The sequence below is a fragment of the Pectobacterium sp. 1950-15 genome (assembly GCF_037136835.1).
Lineage (GTDB): Bacteria > Pseudomonadota > Gammaproteobacteria > Enterobacterales > Enterobacteriaceae > Pectobacterium.
In genome coordinates this window covers 1-16,416 of the sequence record NZ_JBBBQR010000012.1, presented here as the reverse complement: position 1 = coordinate 16,416, position 16,416 = coordinate 1, and the positions used below count along the sequence as shown (strand labels likewise).

Genomic DNA, 16,416 nt, shown 5'->3' with positions numbered 1-16,416 from the left:
TCTTAACCAACGTGCTGTTGCATCACTGAAAAGGACCACCTATGCCCCATATTGATGTCAAACACTTCCCAAGAAACCTGTCTGAAGAAGAGAAGAAAGTTATTGCTGGAGATCTTGCTGCGGTTCTGAAGAAGCACTTCGGTTCTTCTGACGATTCGCTTTCTGTCGCGTTCAACGAAATTCAGCCCGATCGCTGGAAGGATGAGGTTTACGATCCGATCATCAAACCGCATTTGGATACGTTGGCGAAAAAACCGGGATATTCGTATTAATTCGCCTTGCATCCTGAAGTACTAGTTTGCCTGCTCCGAGGCTTTTTCTAACGTCGTGGAGCGGGTTGACCACCAACCAGCGCTGCTTTTTGTGATGTCATTTATTCATCTATCCCAGAATTTCTATTTATTTCGTAGCCACGGCATCAGCGCACCCGCGAAATAATACGGCCAGAAAACCCGATATGATGAAGCATGATGCAGTGCAGGTTCAACCGTTAATCGTGCATTGTGAACGAGGACGTTCGTCATAAAAAAAGCCGATAACCTGTTATTGTTATCGGCTTTTCACGATGCGGTAGAGCAGGGAATTAGGCAGTCAGCAGCGGCTGAGCAGTGCTTTCAACCAGCGCCAACAGGACTTTGACATCGTCCAGGCTAACGGTTGGGTTCAGCAACGTCAGCTTCAGGCAGGTAACACCGTTAAATTCGGTGACACCCACGTTGGCGCGGCCTGATTCCAGCAGAGCATCACCAATGCGTTGGTTAAGCAATGCGATAGTTGCATTATCCGCTGTCGCCAGCTGCTGTGGACGATAACGGAACAGTACGCTTGCCAGCTGCGGCTGCATCACTAATTCCAGTGACGCGTGTTCATCCACATACTGTGCAACCTGCTGTGCCAGCGTAACGCCATGATCGATGATCGCGGCGTACTGCTGTTGGCCTAACGCTTCCAGACCCATCCACAGTTTCAGCGCGTCAAAGCGACGTGTCGTCTGCAGTGATTTCGATACCAGATTAGGAACGCCCTGCGCTTCATCGAACTCAGAGTTCAGGTAAGCCGCCTGATAGCGCATAAGTTCATAGTGACGGGCTTCTTTCAGCAAGAATGCGCCACAGCTGATGGTCTGGAAGAATTGCTTGTGGAAATCCAACGTAATGGAATCCACCAGTTCAATGCCGTCCAGATAATCGCGATACTTCTCAGACAGCAGCAGTGCGCCGCCCCAGGCTGCATCAACGTGTACCCAAATCTGATGCTCTGCCGCCAGCGTTGCAATCGCCCGCAGAGGATCGATCGCACCTGCATCCGTAGTTCCTGCCGTTGCGACAATCGCCAGAATCTGCTCACCGTTAGCTTTGGCCTGTGCCACTTTCTCTGCTAAGTCGTTCAGATCCATCCGCGCGAAGCGGTCGGTTTTCACCAGCGTAACGCATTGATAACCCAGTCCCAGTAAAGCCATGTTCTTTTGCACCGAGAAATGGGCATTTTCAGAACAGAACACTTTAATTTTCTTCAGGTTACCAACCAATCCATCCTGCTGAATCGAATGTCCCTGACGGGCAAAAAAGGCATCACGTGCCAGCATCAACCCCATCAGGTTACTCTGGGTGCCGCCGCTGGTAAACACGCCAGCATCACCAGACTGATAGCCAACCTGAGTACGCAGCCATTCAATCAGCTTCATCTCGATGATGGTCGCTGACGGGCTTTGATCCCAGGAGTCCATGCTCTGGTTCGTGGCGTTAATCAAGACTTCCGCCGCTTGGCTGACCACCAGACTCGGGCAGTGCAGGTGGGCGACGCACTGTGGGTGATGCACCGACAGACTGTCTTTCAAAAAGTACTCAATCGCACGCTCGATAGCGGCCTGATTACCCAAGCCCTGCGGATTAAAATCCAGCGTGATGCGTTCACGCAGTTCAGCAACAGTCTTTCCCTGATACATCTCAGGCTGTTGCAGCCACTGCATAACGGCTTGGCTACTCTGCGTAATCGCTTCCTGATAGGCTTCGATACTCTGCGCAGAAGAGGCCAAAATCGGGTTAACGGCTGTTTCTACTAATTGGGACATCGTGGTCATTCGCTCCACTCAGACTGGCTTCACGCCAGCAGACAGCAGGGCGTTTTCAAATTTATCCAGGAAGATTTCCAATTCAGCATTGCTGATCAGCAGAGAAGGCAGCAGACGCAGAACACAACCGTTACGGCCACCGCGCTCCAGAATCAAGCCCGTTTCAAAGCATTTTTTCTGCAACAGGGCAGACAACTCGCCGTCAGCCGGGTAGCAACCCATGTGATCCTGCGCTTCGCCAGGTTTAACAATCTCAATCCCGATCATTAATCCCAGACCGCGGATATGACCGATCACCGGATAACGTTTTTGCAGCTCAGCCAGTTTGGCTTTCAGCCATTCACCTTGCTCAGCGACTTTGTTTGCTACCTGATTGTCTTTGAGGTGCTTCAGCGTCGTCAGACCGGTTGCCATTGCCAATTGGTTACCGCGGAAGGTACCCGTGTGGTGACCTGGAGCCCAGGCATCAAACTGCTTTTTGATACCCAGTACGGCTAATGGCAAACCGCCACCAACGGCTTTGGACATCACGATGATATCTGGCTCAATGCCAGCGTGTTCAAAGGCGAAGAATTTACCAGTACGAGCAAAGCCCGCCTGAACTTCGTCGATGATCAGCAGAATACCGTGTTCCTGCGTCACTTTACGAATGCGCTGCAACCACTCGGCAGGTGCCGGGTTAACGCCGCCTTCGCCCTGAACGGCTTCCAGAATGACTGCCGCTGGTTTGCGTACGCCACTCTCAACGTCGTTGATCAGGTTTTCGAAGTAGTAGGTTAAGGCTTTAACGCCGGCTTCACCGCCAATACCCAGCGGGCAACGGTACTGATGCGGATAAGGCATAAACTGAACTTCAGGCATCATGCCGTCGACGGCTTCTTTCGGTGACAGGTTACCGGTTACGGACAGCGCGCCATGCGTCATGCCGTGGTAGCCGCCGGAGAAGCTGATCACACCAGAACGACCGGTGTATTTTTTTGCCAATTTCAGCGCGGCTTCAACCGCATCGGCGCCAGAAGGGCCTGTAAACTGGAGGCAGTACTCTTTGCCCTGACCAGGCAATAAGGAAAGTAAATATTCGGAGAACTGATCTTTCAACGGCGTTGTCAGATCCAGTGTATGTAACGGCAAGCCGCTAGTAATGACACTTTGGATGCTTTGCAGCACGTCAGGATGGTTATGTCCAAGCGCCAGCGTTCCCGCCCCAGCCAGACAATCAAGATATTGATTATTCTCAACATCAGTAATCCACACGCCTTCAGCTTTCGCAATTGCCAGAGGCAATTTGCGTGGATAACTCCTCACGTTCGATTCAAATTCAGCTTGTCTTGCCAAATAGGTTTCATTGTTTCCGGTTAATGAATTCGCACCTAAGCTGTCAATACGGACTTTATCCGTCATCATATCTCTCCTACAACCGTGTGCTCGCAGGCAACCACAGTTGAATAAATGAATGAATTAAAACACGTAACTGCTATAAGAAAAACGCGGCCAATATAGGGTTTTTCAGTCACCGACTCAATGATTTATTTCGTTTCGAAACTTTTATTTTTTTACATAAAAATCAATAAGTTGATTGCATTATTGCGAATTATGATGCCATGGTTATCTTACATGCTTATTAAATAAGCAAAAAAAATCCTCCTACAGCAGAATTCCTGAACCGAAAAAGTGGCAACAACAGGGGTAAACAGCACGTTTAGCTAGAGCGATCGGGGGGAAACCACACGTTTAGGAAAGAGGGATTGCGTTTTTTCAGCCTCTGCAGTCCGCTAAATTGGATTCCAACGGCTTCTGAGGTAATTAACCGCTTCCTGGGTTTGTGGCTGATTGAGATAGTTTTCTCTGAACAGAATCGTGCCGTTAATTTGTGGCACAGACTCATTCAAATCGAGCTGCTTTTTCAGTTCCGGTACGCCGCCATTTATCGTCCAGTCTGGCTCATTCTTTGAAGGTTCACCCACTTTATACAGGGCAACGCCAATATAGAGGCGCGTGTTCGTGGGTTTCACCACATCCGCCCACCATTTTGCCAATACATCGTAGCGAGCCGCGTCGCGCGCGAACGGCCAGTATAGCTGCGGTGCGATGTAATCCAACAACCCTTGCTGTACCCACAGGCGGGTATCGGCATACGCTTCATCGTAGGCGGCTGCGCCTCGCGTGTCTGAACCTGCCGCATCGTGTGACCGGTTACGCCATACGCCAGCGGGGCTAACGCCAAATTCAACGTCGGGTTTCAACTGCTTGATGGTGTGGGAAACCTGCTCAATCAGCTGCTGAGTATTGTGCCGCCGCCAGTCCGCTTTTGAAATAAACCCTTGACCATACTTTTTAAAGCTCTCGCTATCGTTAAGAACGGAGCTGGATGATTCCGCATAGAAGTAATCATCGAATTGCACACCGTCAATAGCGTAGCGCGCAACGACTTCGGCCACGATACTGGTGATCCAACTTCGTGCTTCCGGGATACCTGGGTCGAGCACAAAGCGATCGCCTGCTGTACGGATCCAGTCTCGATGCAAGACAAATACGCTGGCTGGATTCTGCGACAGCGTGCGGTTTAATTCCGCCACGGTTGCCGATTTGGTATTAACGGAAACACGGTAGGGATTAAACCAGGCATGAACTTTCATACCTCGCTTGTGCGCTTCATCCAGCATGAACTGTAGCGGATCGTAGCCAGGATCTTCACCAATATGACCTGTCAGCATATCTGACCAGGGTAATATTTTAGAAGGCCAGAGTGCGGTACCATCAGGTTTAACCTGGAAAAATACGGTATTGATACCGAGACTTTTCAACTTATCCAGCTTACCTTTCAGTGCGTCCTGCTGTTGAGTAATGCGACGCGCTGGGCTGCTGGCATTGACGGATGCCACCGGCGGCCAGTCAAGACGGGAAACGGTCGCGAGCCATACGCCACGCATCGGCTCCTGCCTCTGCTGGGATTCCACCGGAAGTGGCTGTTGAACAGGAGGAAGCGGGGTGACAAGCGAGCTCGGTGGTTTAGATGCGCAGCCGACAAGTAGAAGCGCAGCAGCAATCAGTACGACTGGCTTTTTCACGCTGGTTAGCTCTTATTTCTGCGGCTATTAGCCCATGGGTCAACGGCACCATCATCTGGTTTTAAGGAAAAGGTACCATCCAGAGAATCAAGGTACAGCGCTTCAACTTCAGCACGAGCCCAGGGCGTCCGACGCAAAAACTTTAAACTGGATTTGACGCTGGGATCGTTTTTAAAGCAATTGATGTTGATCAGTTTGCCCAGTTGAACCCAGCCAAAACGGGCAACCAGCGCATTGACTTGCATTTCAAGCGTGACACCATGCAAAGGATCTTTAGAAATATGAGCAGTCATGTGGAGTCCGGTAATTTCAGGTTGTGTATTCAGGGTTGGGCATGTAGCAGGGGGAAGGTTACAAGAAAGCGGGGCGGCCAGCAATGATTCAAGCCGCGACACCATCACGATGGGAATGAACCAGCGCACTGTTTTAATGGGGTTCGCTAATGCAACGACGAACCTATGAATCGTTCATATACAGCTGGAGCCAAAAGCAACCTACAAGAGGCTACCGTTTTTGTTGGCCGTGGGGTCTTTTATCCGGCCAGCTAAGAGACTCGACCGGATAAAAGATAGCCGTTATATCAATCAGGTTCGAGGGGAGTATTGGTGTATCTCGCCAAGACCTGCAGTGAAGTAATCGTTAACAGACGGGCTAGAAGAGGTGACCGCTGTGATGACTGGCGAATTATATAAGTCGAGATATGGGTTAGCCGGGCTGGAGGAACTACCACTAAAGGTAATACCGCCAGGATTGTTTGTGTCCTCAGGGTTAATATAGCCTGCAGGGCCGATATCGGTCGTGCGATAGGCTAGTTGGCTATGGCTGAAATAGGCGACTCCATTAGACTCGGAGCGGGTTTGGGCAGATGAGGTATAAACCCCAGTGATGACTTGTTTGGCGGTACCATTGCTAGGCTTGCCATCTGTAGTTATGACGGGTTTACCGCTGGCATTGTATTGATCCAATATATAGTCGCAACCATCTGCGTTAAAAATAGCACCACTACTCCCGCCGGCGATGCCGTAATCCAGGAGCTGCATGCCACCCGAGGGGACCAACTGAATATCAAGAGGACTGTTGCCGACCATTTCAACGGTACGACGAAGCCGTTGCAATCGATGGTCGAGGCAGATCTCTACTCCCAGCTCGACATTTTGATCATAAGAGACAATCGGCATACGGGCCCCAGGTTTGCGGTATATACCGGTACCTGTCCCTTGATTGTCACCATTGAGTATACTGACAGGGGGGTAATTGGCCAGCCATTCTGTGATCTGCCCACCAGTATCAATCATACCGTTCTGGAGTACGCCTAAAGTCAGGTCAACAGTAGATTCGGCCTGTTTCTCAACAATATTAGATAAAATTTTTCCACCGGAACCACCATTATAAACAAGGATCCCAGCGCGATTGCGAACGATGCAGAGCGGATCCTGTCGATATGCATTTACCAGCGCATTTAACTCATCATAGCTAGTGTTGGATTGGGATTTTGTCTCTGTCTCTGCCTCAAATGGTTTAAGGCGCATCAGCCCTATGTGCGCTGTTGGTACGGGGAGGGCATTTTTTTGCAGCGGGCTATTATAGGCCGCGTTTAGCGCAGCGAGCCGCTTTTGGACTTCTGGCCCATTCAAGAATTGTTCAATATCGATAATATTGGTGGTCAATACACTACCAGTGCAGATCACCCAGTCTCGGCCTGCTTCTGAGGAGGCTGCAAGCGTGTTTTTAACACGTGTGCTAAGTTGGTTCATTAAGTAGTCAAAAGCGGAATTGCCGTTGATCAACAGGCCAGGATATGGGCCGTGGACACTGTGGAAATAGAACTCTGGCACAACAAAGTAACGAACCCAGTTGTTACAATGAGCAGCGCCAGCAATGGCAACATTTAGAGCATTGATGAACATATCAATGCGAAAATCAATGTCACTTTGCATGTCCTGAGCAGTGGTAATAGCCTGGCCGGGCCATTCGGCGGCAACCCAATTTCCAATCGTAACTGGGTTACGATAAGCCGTGTACAGAGACCATGCGAAAAAGTTATTTTTGGTAATGTTAGTTCTGTCTGCCATGTTTGGATTCCTTCAGAAATAATAAATTTATTCCTCAAGCGGCCGTCTAATAGAGCTAGCTTCGCCCAGGTTATTTAGATTCCGATGTTCAGTTGCAAAGAAATAGCGATCGGAAGCTCCTTTTTTACATCCACTACCTTTATAATCAATGTATTATGATTGATGCTTATTTATGTATTAATTGTGGACTGCTGCGTGTGATGACTTATGTAATCAAAGCCTATTCAACATATACATTCGGGGTGAATTTTTCCAAGCTATTTTTATTTTGATAAATTAACTTAGCCTTATAATTATTTTTATGACAATCATGATTGCCCTAGATGAGACTCAGAAAGGATAGATAGGCGATGTACAGGAATAACAATCTGATGAGCATGAAGAATAACAAAACAACACTTTTAAATTAATTATGATAATTAATATCAGGCTAATATATTTATTTTTCCTTTTCCTTTAATAAGGAAAGGGAGCGCCCGCATAGCAAGCCAGAGGGACTACAGGTCATTCCATGCTTAAACTGGCATTAAATGAATGAAAACCGATCTATTTATTTCGTACGCGTGGACATCAAGTGTCCATCGAGAATGGGGTCGCTTATTTGCAAGCCAACTCCATCTAATTGGTTACGTCGTTAAAATCGATGAAGCCGTTGACTATGGATCAAGCTTAAACGGCTTCATGCAAGAGGTTACCGAAACCGCCTCCGAAAAACCGGGGCTGTTCACAGTTCTATTTCAACGTGCTTATCCACAGGGACAGCACAGCAGATCAGCACCTCGCCTTTGGCCGGAGTGAGCACCGGCTGGCGTGAGTAGTGCACACGTCCGGAAATCAGCCGGGTAGCGCACGAACCACATTTGCCCGAGCGGCAGTTGTAGCTTGGTCTCAGGCCAGCGGCTTCTGCGGCGTCCAAAAGCGTACCGCTCTGCTTCGTCCATTCGGTTTGGACTTCCGAGCGGGCAAAAGTGATCTGTGCACACGCAGGAAGTCTTGCCGCTGGGAACATCTCCTCGGGTTCATCGAGCGCGTCGGCGCCGAAGAACTCGTAGTGGATATGTGAACGGTCTACGCCAATTTCGCGTAACCCCGAATAAAGCGCTCGCATGAAACTTTCAGGCCCACACAAATAAAACTGGTAACCGCCAAACGGCAGCAGCCTGGCCAGAGCGCCCATACTGAACCGCGCCTCAGTGTCGTGTGTATCCCCCAGATTGTCATCCGGGCCGGGAGCACTATATGCAGTGAAGAGATGTAGCCAGTCGTATCTGTGAGCCATAACTTTGAGCTCGCGACGGAACGCATGGCTGGCACTGTTCTGCGTCGCATGGACGAAGTAAACCGTGCGTTGAGGTGCCCCTTTTTTAAGGGCAGTTATCTGCGCGTCAAGCATGGCCATCATGGGTGTTATACCCACGCCACCGGAAAGCATGACGATGGGCTGGGTGCCATCATCCAGAACGAAATTGCCTGCGGGTGACCCTACCCCGATGATATCTCCATTTTCACAATGGTCGTGCAGCAGCCGGGACATCAACCCGAAATCTTCTCGCTTGACCGAGATGCGATAGTTCTGCCCGTTTGGCCCTTGCGAAAGTGTGTAACTACGCTGAATGACTTCGTCATTTCTCTGAAGTCGTATCGGCAGGAACTGTCCCGCTAAATGCTTTTCAACTGGACCACCGTCAGCGGGTACAAGATAGAAAGAGGTGATGTTATCGCTCTCTTTAAGCTTCGAAGCGATCTGAAAACGCCTGTAGCCACCCGTTTTGAGTACGGCCAGACGCGCCTCATTCCAGGTTCCAGTGGCACCAAGCCCGGGCCATTGCTCGGATATCGTCCCGATAACCGGCAGCGCGGCACTGGCATGCCAGATCTCTTCTGGCACCACGTCCACGATACGCTCGGCACCTTCGAACGACTTAATGCGCTCGGGGTTCCAGTCGATGGAACCGCGTCCCGTAAGCACTATTGCCTCACCCGTTTCGAAATCCGGAACGAACAGACCGACCCGTCCGTCGCTCTCAATGTTACCTAATGTATTGAAAAAGCGATTGCCGGAAAAATCGGGAAAGGAGAGCGTGCCGTCTCCGTTGATACCGAGAAATCCCGGACGCCCCCCTCGGTGCGATGCATCGACTCCGGCGCTTCCACCATCCAGTGGCCCAGCCGCACGGGAGGCAATAAAAAACGTGTCAGCGGCCTCAATAATCCGACGAACCTCCGGATCAGTTATGCTGCCGCGCCGGCGGCTCACAGCTAACGGCTCGTCCTGATCAGGGGGCAGATGTCGAGTCTGAATGTATTGCGGACAGTTTCCAAAGCTCTGGTCGACCAGGATGGTCATTTTACCAGCCGAAGCATGTTGTATCCGGCCATTCAGTCGATTGCGACGTCTGCTGGCCAGATCAATCCCGAGCACGCCAACACTGGCACCGGGTGATCGATCCAGGCCGAGCTCACACGAAAGAACCGGGTCTCGATGCACCTTTAGTGTATCCGGAGCGGGGGAAACCAGGAAACCTCGCGGCCCGAAAGCCGGAACGCACCATGGCCGGCCAGCTGAATCGAGCAGCCCCAGAAACAGCATTTGAAGATTTTCAAAGAAGTCACGATGTTGCCGAGGCATCTCGGAGCGCACAAAGCCTTCCGACTGTTTAAGCCACTCACCTGAAACTTCGGCACGCGCCTGCACTGCACGCTCACCGTCATGAAAGACACTGCGTGTCTGCTGCATGGAGCCCCTCCTGAGATCATTTACCGCTGCTGGAAGACCAGAACTCGTTATGATGAAGCGAAATATTCCGGAAAGTAAGTAGCTCAGCCTTTGCATCTGAGCAAAATAACTAACGGGGCGGCGACCGCCTGCTTATGGCGGTAATTCACCTGTGTGGCAGGTGTGTTATCTGCTGTTGAACACTCTGAATGTGAAGACGTCACAGCACCCGTAACCGCCAAAGCGTTAAATTGAAGGTTACACGTTATTATGGTAACCTGTCAAAATGATTTTATGGGTTACGGTTATGTATGGAATTTAAACATCTATCATCTCAGCCCCTCTTTCTGGCCGATAACCTCGCGCTGGATTTCATCAACAGTGAATACGGGACCGGTGATGAGCGTCATGATTGTTTTGAAGACGATCTCTGCGTCCTGGAGTGGTTGGAAACGGTGGGTCTTTTACCGAAAGGCACGAAGGCCCCTCCCGGGTTACTGACTGAAGCCCGCCAATTCCGTGAGGCCGCCAGGGCAGTGGTGTATGCTGCTATGGCGTCCGTTGCAGCTGACCTGACTGTAGTTAACAGAATTCTCAGGGACGGAAAGCCCGAAACGAGGCTGCAATGGGATGACGGGACACAGCGATACCGTGTTGATGTTCTTTCAGGCACGCACAGCCCCGCCTGCCTTCTTTGGCCTGTCGCCGACGCGTTGGTGAAACTGATTACTGACGACAAATTTGAATATGTGCGTCAGTGCGAAGCCCATAACTGTATTCTGCTTTTTCACGATTTGAGTAAATCGCATCGCCGTCGGTGGTGCAGCATGGCGACCTGCGGTAATCGTATGAAAGTCGCGGCGTTCCGGAACAGGAAGAATTCGTAACAACGCCAGTTCCCTCCACAGGGTTGCAACTCCGTGCAGCCCGCCACGTTTGCTTCAGTAGGAAAAGGGCAGACGGCGTCCGGATCCAGGTGCCACTTAAGCTCACCCGGTTTTCAACCAGACAGACCGCATGATTTTACAGATTTTTTTGACCAGCCCCTCTCGAATGCAGCCTCCATTCTTCACACTGAGAACGTACGGAACGCCCCGCCGGACATCGGGTTTTCGTTCCTGCACGCTACAGCGTTATACAATTTTTTTGCCTGGACAGCATTTTGTTATTGATTCTTAACAATTTTATAAATGCATCCTGACGGTACGCAAAAAAGATTATCGACTAACACTTGACGGAGGTAGAACGATCGTTCTACCATTATTTCATGAACAGAAATACGACGAACACGCGGGATAAAATTCTCGCAACCGCAGAAGAACTCATCTACCAGAACGGTATTCATGCGACCGGCATGGACCTCCTGGTGAAAACTTCAGGCGTGGCACGGAAAAGTATTTATCACCATTTCGCGAACAAGGACGAGGTTGCCGCTGCGGCGCTGAATGCGCGTGATGTGCGTTGGATGGAATGGTTCAGGACCGAATGTGACAAAGCGGATACGCCGCGGGATCGCATCCTGAATATGTTCACCGTGCTTAAAGGCTGGTTCGAGTCGGAGGGATATCGCGGATGCGCGTTTATCAACACGGCAGGCGAAGTAGGGGATCCTTCTGATCCGGTTCGTCAGATAGCCAGCGTGCACAAACAGAAGCTACTGGACTACGTGCTTGAGCTTACCGGCCAGCTGAATACCGCGCAGGCGTTACCTCTGGCCCGGCAGCTACTGATACTGATTGAAGGCGCCATCACTATGTCGCGCGTCATGGGTGATTACAGCGCCGCCGATGATGCAAGAGATGTCGCTCAGCTGTTACTGAAACCGCTCCCATAGCAGGGACTGAGTTCCAAAGATGAAACACTAACTGAAGTATCCAATTATCCTGGAGGCACCACCATGTCCGATTCACAAATCCGTCCGCCACTGCCGCCGTTCACCCGCGAGTCAGCACTTGAGAAGGTAAGACTTGCCGAAGATGGCTGGAACACCCGCGATGCCGATAAAGTGTCGCTCGCTTACTCTCTGGACACCAAATGGCGCAACCGCGCAGAGTTTGCAAATAATCGCGAAGAGGCCCGGGGTTTCCTCGAGCGCAAGTGGAAAAAAGAGCTGGAGTACCGTCTTATCAAGGAACTGTGGGCCTTTGACGGTGACCGCATTGCTGTTCGGTACGCCTACGAGTGGCGCGATGACTCCGGTAACTGGTTCCGTTCTTACGGGAACGAAAACTGGGAATTTGGTGAAGACGGGCTGATGCATCACCGCTACGCATGTATCAATGACATGCCGATCAAAGAAAGTGAGCGCAAGTTCCACTGGCCTCTGGGACGCCGTCCTGACGATCATCCAAGCCTGTCTGACCTGGGTCTGTAATTCATTGAGTTACCCCGCGTAACGCCTACGACTACTGTCCTGGTCGGGGCTTCGCCCAGCCGGTTGATGAAAAAAGCAAGCTGGTTGGGGCGGGGAGCTCTTAAGTTTTCTCAGTGCATGGTTTTTCAGGATCAAGTACGCGCGGTGTACTTTATTCATTTAAATCGCTCACTATTTAATAATAAGCGATATTAATGAGGTCGTATTATGAATATTAAATCTATGTTTCTGACTGCCGCAATGGCGGCCGTCTCAGCCAACAGCTTTGCCGATGCTTCTCAGCCAGAGCGTCACGTGCAGGAATTTCTCGATGCTCTGAACGGCGCCGGGGGTAAGCCTATAGAACAGTTGTCTCCACAGGACGCACGTCAGGTGCTGATCAATGCTCAGAAGGGGGCGAAACTGCCTGCTGCCGACGTCACTGAAAGAACGATCAACGTTGATGGCGGCTCCATCAAACTTCACATTGTGAAGCCTCATAACGCACAGGGAACCCTACCAGTCTTCATGTTCTTCCATGGCGGTGGCTGGATACTGGGCGATTTTGCAACACATGAACGTCTCGTCCGTGATCTGGTCAGTGAGTCCGGTGCAGCGGCCGTCTTTGTCGACTATGCACCATCGCCGGAAGCACATTTCCCCGTTGCGATTAATCAGGCCTATGCAGCAACCCGCTGGGTTGCCGAGCACGGTAGCGAAATTGGCGTTGATGGCAGTCGTCTGGCGCTGGTAGGTAACAGCGTCGGCGGTAACATGGTTGCCGCCGTAGCGCTCCAGGCTAAGCAACATAAAGCGCCGGCCATCCGCTATGAGGTCATGCTCTGGCCCGTGACTGACGCGAACTTCAATACTGGTTCTTATAACCAGTATGAGAACGGGTACTTCCTGTCGCGTAATATGATGAAGTGGTTCTGGGATGCATACACCACTAAAGAAGGCGATCGTAATAACATCCTGGCATAGCCGCTGCGCGCAACGCCTGAACAACTGAAGGGACTGCCGCCCACTCTGATTCAGACAGCTGAACTTGACGTACTGCGCGACGAAGGCGAGGCTTTTGGCCGCAAGCTTGACGCCGCTGGCGTCAACGTGACGGTTACCCGCTACAACGGGTTAATTCATGATTACGGTCTGCTGAACGCGCTGAGCGACGTGCCTGCCGTGCGGACCGCGCTTGGTCAGGCCGCCTATGAACTGAAAGTACACCTGAAATAGCTGCCAGTTAGCCGGTCGGTTTCATCGGCCGGTCGTTTTGCCCTCTGTCCATTGTCCGGGTTAGCGCGGAAATTTTTTGGAACCGGACTGTTAAGCATTTTCATACTTCCCCCGTTAAGCGTGCGACTTGTTACTTATCGGGGCTTTTTCGACTCAGTAATAACGATAAGAGGCGGAACACTCCGCGGCTGAAAACGCAGGCAGCTCGGTTCTTCAATCACCGAGCTGAATTCAGAGAGGATCAGAAAGGCTTGGTCGGCAGGTACTTGCCGTCCAGAGTGATTACCGCACGATGGCCACCATCCGGATCATCAACTTTTTTGATGTCCAGTTTGAAGTTAATGGCGCTGATGATGCCGTCGCCGAATTTCTCGTGAACCAGAGCCTTAAGGGTAGGCCCGTAAACTGACATCATCTCGTAGAAACGGTAGATTGTCGGATCGGTCGGGATGCCATCGGTAAAGCTGCCGCGGACGGGTACTGACTGCAACAGTTTAACTTCATCAGCATTCAGGTCGAGCTTCTTGCCGACAACTACTGCTGCGTCGGCTGGCAGCGGATGCTGACCAAGCAGGGCTGCGGTAACGAAGGCTTCCGACAAACCTGTGCCGTCAACGATTTCAGCGAAGGATAGTTCCTTGTGGGCCTTAGCCAGAATGATGGTTTCGGTGAGTGCCTGACGCGCGGCCTGAGTGATTTGAGTCTGGATCATGGTCTTTTCTCTGTGTAAGTAAGGGGGTCAGGCAACATGCCTGGCTTGTGAGGAAACGGCGTTAACTTCTGGATTTTCAGCAAGGGACACGAAAGCGCCGGTTGTGCCGTCAAAAGCATCAATGCGACCGCTCTCAATGTCATAGATCCAACCGTGCAGAGTTACCCGGCCTTCTTCAAGCGCCAGGCGAACGGATGGGTGAGTCTGTATATTAGCCAACTGAGCGATGACGTTTTCGCGTACCATAGCCGCGATTTTGGCTGACTGGTCGGGGTGCTGTCGGGCCTCATTCACCACGCGGGCAGAGTCGGCATAGCGCAACCAGCTCGATACGGCTGGCATATGGTCGAGGCATTTGCAGGTGGCAACAGCAGTCATAGCGCCACAGTCAGAGTGGCCACAGATCACGATGTCATTCACCTGAAGCGCGGCAACCGCATATTCAACCGAGGCTGAAACGCCGCCCGGTTCCGGACCATAAGACGGCACAATGTTACCGGCGTTGCGGATCACAAATAAATCGCCAGGTTCGCGCTGGGTAACCAGTTCAGGCACCAGGCGGCTGTCAGAGCAGGAAATAAACAAGGCTCTTGGGCTCTGCTGGTTGGCCAGACTCTTGAACAGCTTGACCCGCTCGGGGAAGGCGTTTTCCTGGAACTTCAGAAAACCTTCGATAATTTCTTTCATGGTTGCAGTCTCAGTGTCGGTTGTGTATGACAAAGAGTAGGCAGCCTCTGGTATAAGGTAAAAGTCTAAATTATTATTGGTTAATTCAGATAATCTTATGGATGAATGATGCTTGCCCGACATATACGGTATTTTCAGGCGGTTGCTGAACATCTCAGCTTCACCAAAGCAGCAGCGGCGCTGCACGTCTCTCAGCCAGCTCTCTCACAACTGGTAAAGCAGTTGGAGGAAGAGCTTGACACCCAGTTGTTCGATCGGTCTGGACGTACAACACGGTTGACTGATACCGGGCACGCTTACCTTCAGTATGTGCGCCGCGCTTCTCATGAGTTACGGGAAGCCACGCGCGCAATCCATGATGTGGACAATCTCAGCCGTGGTTCGCTTCGCGTGGCCGTGACGCCTACCTTCACAACGTATCTTGTTGGGCCGCTGGTTGAGGCATTCCATCTTCGCTATCCAGATATCACCCTCGACGTGCGGGAAATTTCACAGGAAAGCATTGAAGACCGGCTTCAGGAAGGAGAGCTGGATCTGGGGATAGCTTTCGGCGAAGTAAATTGCCCAGACATAGACGTCATACCGTTGCTGGAGGAGATACTTGCCTTGGTAGTCAACACCGGGCATCCACTGGCGAAGGAAAAATCTGCCGGACTGCAGGCTCTGAACACGGAGTCCCTTGTATTACTCAGCAAAGAGTTCGCGACCCGCGGACAGATTGACAGCTACTGCCGTAAACACGGCATTCATCCAAAGGTAATGATGGAGACTAACGCCCTCGGGGCGGTAATAGAAATTGTTCGCAGGACATCGTTATCCACGCTGTTGCCCGCCAGAACCGCCCTGGCCCAAGAAAATCTGGTGGCGATCGCGCTCGAACCCGAACGCCTGACACGCACCGCGGTTCTCATGCGACGAAGGGATGCTTATCAGAGTTTTGCGGCTCGGGCATTTACTGCGCTAGCTTTAGAGGTAGCCACTCAGTTGAATGTTTAAGCGCCATTAAAATACCCAAAAAGGGAAGGGGGTTAGTGGATTATGTTTTGGGGAGATGAGGAACTATTATACCGTACAGGCTGATCACCATAGTTCCCCTTGGCTGTTGTGGCTGCGTTGCGAAGATTTCCTCGGTGTCAGTGTTCTATATACAGATACAGTAAAAAAATCAGGTATTTCCCCGATAGCAATGTCTGGATTATGGCCAGATGAAGAGAAGCTGTAGCAAAACGTAACGCGATGCTTTTGCTGCCAGAATTCGTAGAAGAATTTAACGGCTTGTAGCGAAGCATTCTGTGTGGACGATGAACGATGAGCAAGATGATCGATGTGATACCTGAGTGGATATAACAATGGCAAACAGGTTGTCATGTTCAGCAGGATCCATTGCCGTGTACCTAACGCAAGAAACGAGAGGAAAGTCAGAAATTACTAACGTATTGATTTATCGCAACGTCGATGTGACTTATGAACTTATTTACCATTACAGGTTATTTAACATAAT

General features: G+C 51.0%; 13 protein-coding genes and 2 pseudogenes. 6 read left to right on the top strand and 9 right to left on the bottom strand.

Features of this window, described 5'->3' with window-relative positions:
- Positions 1-41: 41 nt before the first annotated feature.
- Positions 42-272: a tautomerase PptA gene (gene pptA, locus WCT94_RS14155; RefSeq protein ID WP_336870063.1), complete on the top strand. Its 231-nt coding sequence runs from the start codon at positions 42-44 to the stop codon at positions 270-272.
- Between the two features lie 311 nt (positions 273-583).
- On the opposite strand, the gene WCT94_RS14150 is transcribed toward pptA, so the two are convergent.
- The 6 genes from WCT94_RS14150 to WCT94_RS14125 all read right to left on the bottom strand — a co-directional run bounded on the left by WCT94_RS14150 (position 584) and on the right by WCT94_RS14125 (position 9,948).
- The gene (locus WCT94_RS14150; protein ID WP_336870062.1) at positions 584-2,080 is read right to left on the bottom strand and encodes a pyridoxal phosphate-dependent decarboxylase family protein; all 1,497 of its coding nucleotides are present in this window, start codon (positions 2,078-2,080) and stop codon (positions 584-586) included.
- A 9-nt stretch (positions 2,081-2,089) separates the two neighbouring features.
- The gene (locus WCT94_RS14145) at positions 2,090-3,475 is read right to left on the bottom strand and encodes a diaminobutyrate--2-oxoglutarate transaminase (protein WP_319847759.1); all 1,386 of its coding nucleotides are present in this window, start codon (positions 3,473-3,475) and stop codon (positions 2,090-2,092) included.
- A 368-nt stretch (positions 3,476-3,843) separates the two neighbouring features.
- Entirely contained in the window at positions 3,844-5,139 is a 1,296-nt protein-coding gene (locus WCT94_RS14140; RefSeq protein ID WP_336870061.1) for a glycoside hydrolase family 10 protein, read from the bottom strand.
- 5 nt (positions 5,140-5,144) lie between these two features.
- Complete coding sequence (locus tag WCT94_RS14135) at positions 5,145-5,432, bottom strand: VF530 family protein (protein WP_336870060.1); 288 nt, start codon at positions 5,430-5,432, stop codon at positions 5,145-5,147.
- 291 nt (positions 5,433-5,723) lie between these two features.
- A complete protein-coding gene (locus WCT94_RS14130; protein WP_336870059.1) occupies positions 5,724-7,211 on the bottom strand; it encodes a hypothetical protein in 1,488 nt (495 codons plus the stop codon).
- Between the two features lie 724 nt (positions 7,212-7,935).
- Complete coding sequence (locus WCT94_RS14125; protein WP_336870058.1) at positions 7,936-9,948, bottom strand: 2Fe-2S iron-sulfur cluster-binding protein; 2,013 nt, start codon at positions 9,946-9,948, stop codon at positions 7,936-7,938.
- Between the two features lie 290 nt (positions 9,949-10,238).
- Between WCT94_RS14125 and WCT94_RS14120 the strand changes: the two genes are divergently transcribed.
- The 4 genes and pseudogenes from WCT94_RS14120 (at position 10,239) to WCT94_RS14105 (ending at position 13,516) form a co-directional block, all read left to right on the top strand.
- Positions 10,239-10,814 carry a CGNR zinc finger domain-containing protein gene (locus WCT94_RS14120; protein ID WP_336870057.1) on the top strand — a complete coding sequence of 192 codons (576 nt, stop codon included), beginning with the start codon at positions 10,239-10,241 and terminating at the stop codon, positions 10,812-10,814.
- 380 nt (positions 10,815-11,194) lie between these two features.
- The gene (locus WCT94_RS14115) at positions 11,195-11,761 is read left to right on the top strand and encodes a TetR/AcrR family transcriptional regulator (protein WP_336870056.1); all 567 of its coding nucleotides are present in this window, start codon (positions 11,195-11,197) and stop codon (positions 11,759-11,761) included.
- A gap of 63 nt (positions 11,762-11,824) precedes the next feature.
- Positions 11,825-12,301 (top strand): nuclear transport factor 2 family protein, encoded by a 477-nt coding sequence (locus WCT94_RS14110; protein WP_336870055.1) that lies wholly within the window; start codon positions 11,825-11,827, stop codon positions 12,299-12,301.
- 240 nt (positions 12,302-12,541) lie between these two features.
- Positions 12,542-13,516, top strand: a pseudogene (locus WCT94_RS14105) (alpha/beta hydrolase).
- Between the two features lie 241 nt (positions 13,517-13,757).
- On the opposite strand, the gene cynS reads toward WCT94_RS14105, so the two are convergent.
- Together cynS and WCT94_RS14095 are read right to left on the bottom strand one after the other, a co-directional pair.
- Positions 13,758-14,228 (bottom strand): cyanase, encoded by a 471-nt coding sequence (cynS, locus tag WCT94_RS14100; protein ID WP_336870053.1) that lies wholly within the window; start codon positions 14,226-14,228, stop codon positions 13,758-13,760.
- Between the two features lie 27 nt (positions 14,229-14,255).
- Positions 14,256-14,915: a carbonic anhydrase gene (locus tag WCT94_RS14095; RefSeq protein WP_336870052.1), complete on the bottom strand. Its 660-nt coding sequence runs from the start codon at positions 14,913-14,915 to the stop codon at positions 14,256-14,258.
- Positions 14,916-15,023: 108 nt separating this feature from the next.
- On the opposite strand from WCT94_RS14095, the gene cynR reads away from it, so the two are divergent.
- Entirely contained in the window at positions 15,024-15,911 is an 888-nt protein-coding gene (cynR, locus tag WCT94_RS14090; protein ID WP_336870163.1) for a transcriptional regulator CynR, read from the top strand.
- A gap of 162 nt (positions 15,912-16,073) precedes the next feature.
- On the opposite strand, the pseudogene WCT94_RS20840 reads toward cynR, so the two are convergent.
- Positions 16,074-16,283: pseudogene (locus WCT94_RS20840) on the bottom strand (site-specific integrase); the annotation flags it as partial.
- Positions 16,284-16,416 lie beyond the last annotated feature (133 nt).

Excerpts from the sequence above, each read along its gene's own strand:
- pptA (WP_336870063.1), top strand. The coding sequence starts at position 42 with ATGCCCCATATTGATGTCAAACACTTCCCAAGAAACCTGTCTGAAGAA.
- WCT94_RS14095 (WP_336870052.1), bottom strand. The coding sequence starts at position 14,915 with ATGAAAGAAATTATCGAAGGTTTTCTGAAGTTCCAGGAAAACGCCTTC.
- WCT94_RS14110 (WP_336870055.1), top strand. The coding sequence starts at position 11,825 with ATGTCCGATTCACAAATCCGTCCGCCACTGCCGCCGTTCACCCGCGAG.
- WCT94_RS14135 (WP_336870060.1), bottom strand. The coding sequence starts at position 5,432 with ATGACTGCTCATATTTCTAAAGATCCTTTGCATGGTGTCACGCTTGAA.
- cynR (WP_336870163.1), top strand. The coding sequence starts at position 15,024 with ATGCTTGCCCGACATATACGGTATTTTCAGGCGGTTGCTGAACATCTC.
- WCT94_RS14130 (WP_336870059.1), bottom strand. The coding sequence starts at position 7,211 with ATGGCAGACAGAACTAACATTACCAAAAATAACTTTTTCGCATGGTCT.
- WCT94_RS14115 (WP_336870056.1), top strand. The coding sequence starts at position 11,195 with ATGAACAGAAATACGACGAACACGCGGGATAAAATTCTCGCAACCGCA.
- WCT94_RS14150 (WP_336870062.1), bottom strand. The coding sequence starts at position 2,080 with ATGACCACGATGTCCCAATTAGTAGAAACAGCCGTTAACCCGATTTTG.
- WCT94_RS14145 (WP_319847759.1), bottom strand. The coding sequence starts at position 3,475 with ATGATGACGGATAAAGTCCGTATTGACAGCTTAGGTGCGAATTCATTA.
- WCT94_RS14120 (WP_336870057.1), top strand. The coding sequence starts at position 10,239 with ATGGAATTTAAACATCTATCATCTCAGCCCCTCTTTCTGGCCGATAAC.
- cynS (WP_336870053.1), bottom strand. The coding sequence starts at position 14,228 with ATGATCCAGACTCAAATCACTCAGGCCGCGCGTCAGGCACTCACCGAA.
- WCT94_RS14125 (WP_336870058.1), bottom strand. The coding sequence starts at position 9,948 with ATGCAGCAGACACGCAGTGTCTTTCATGACGGTGAGCGTGCAGTGCAG.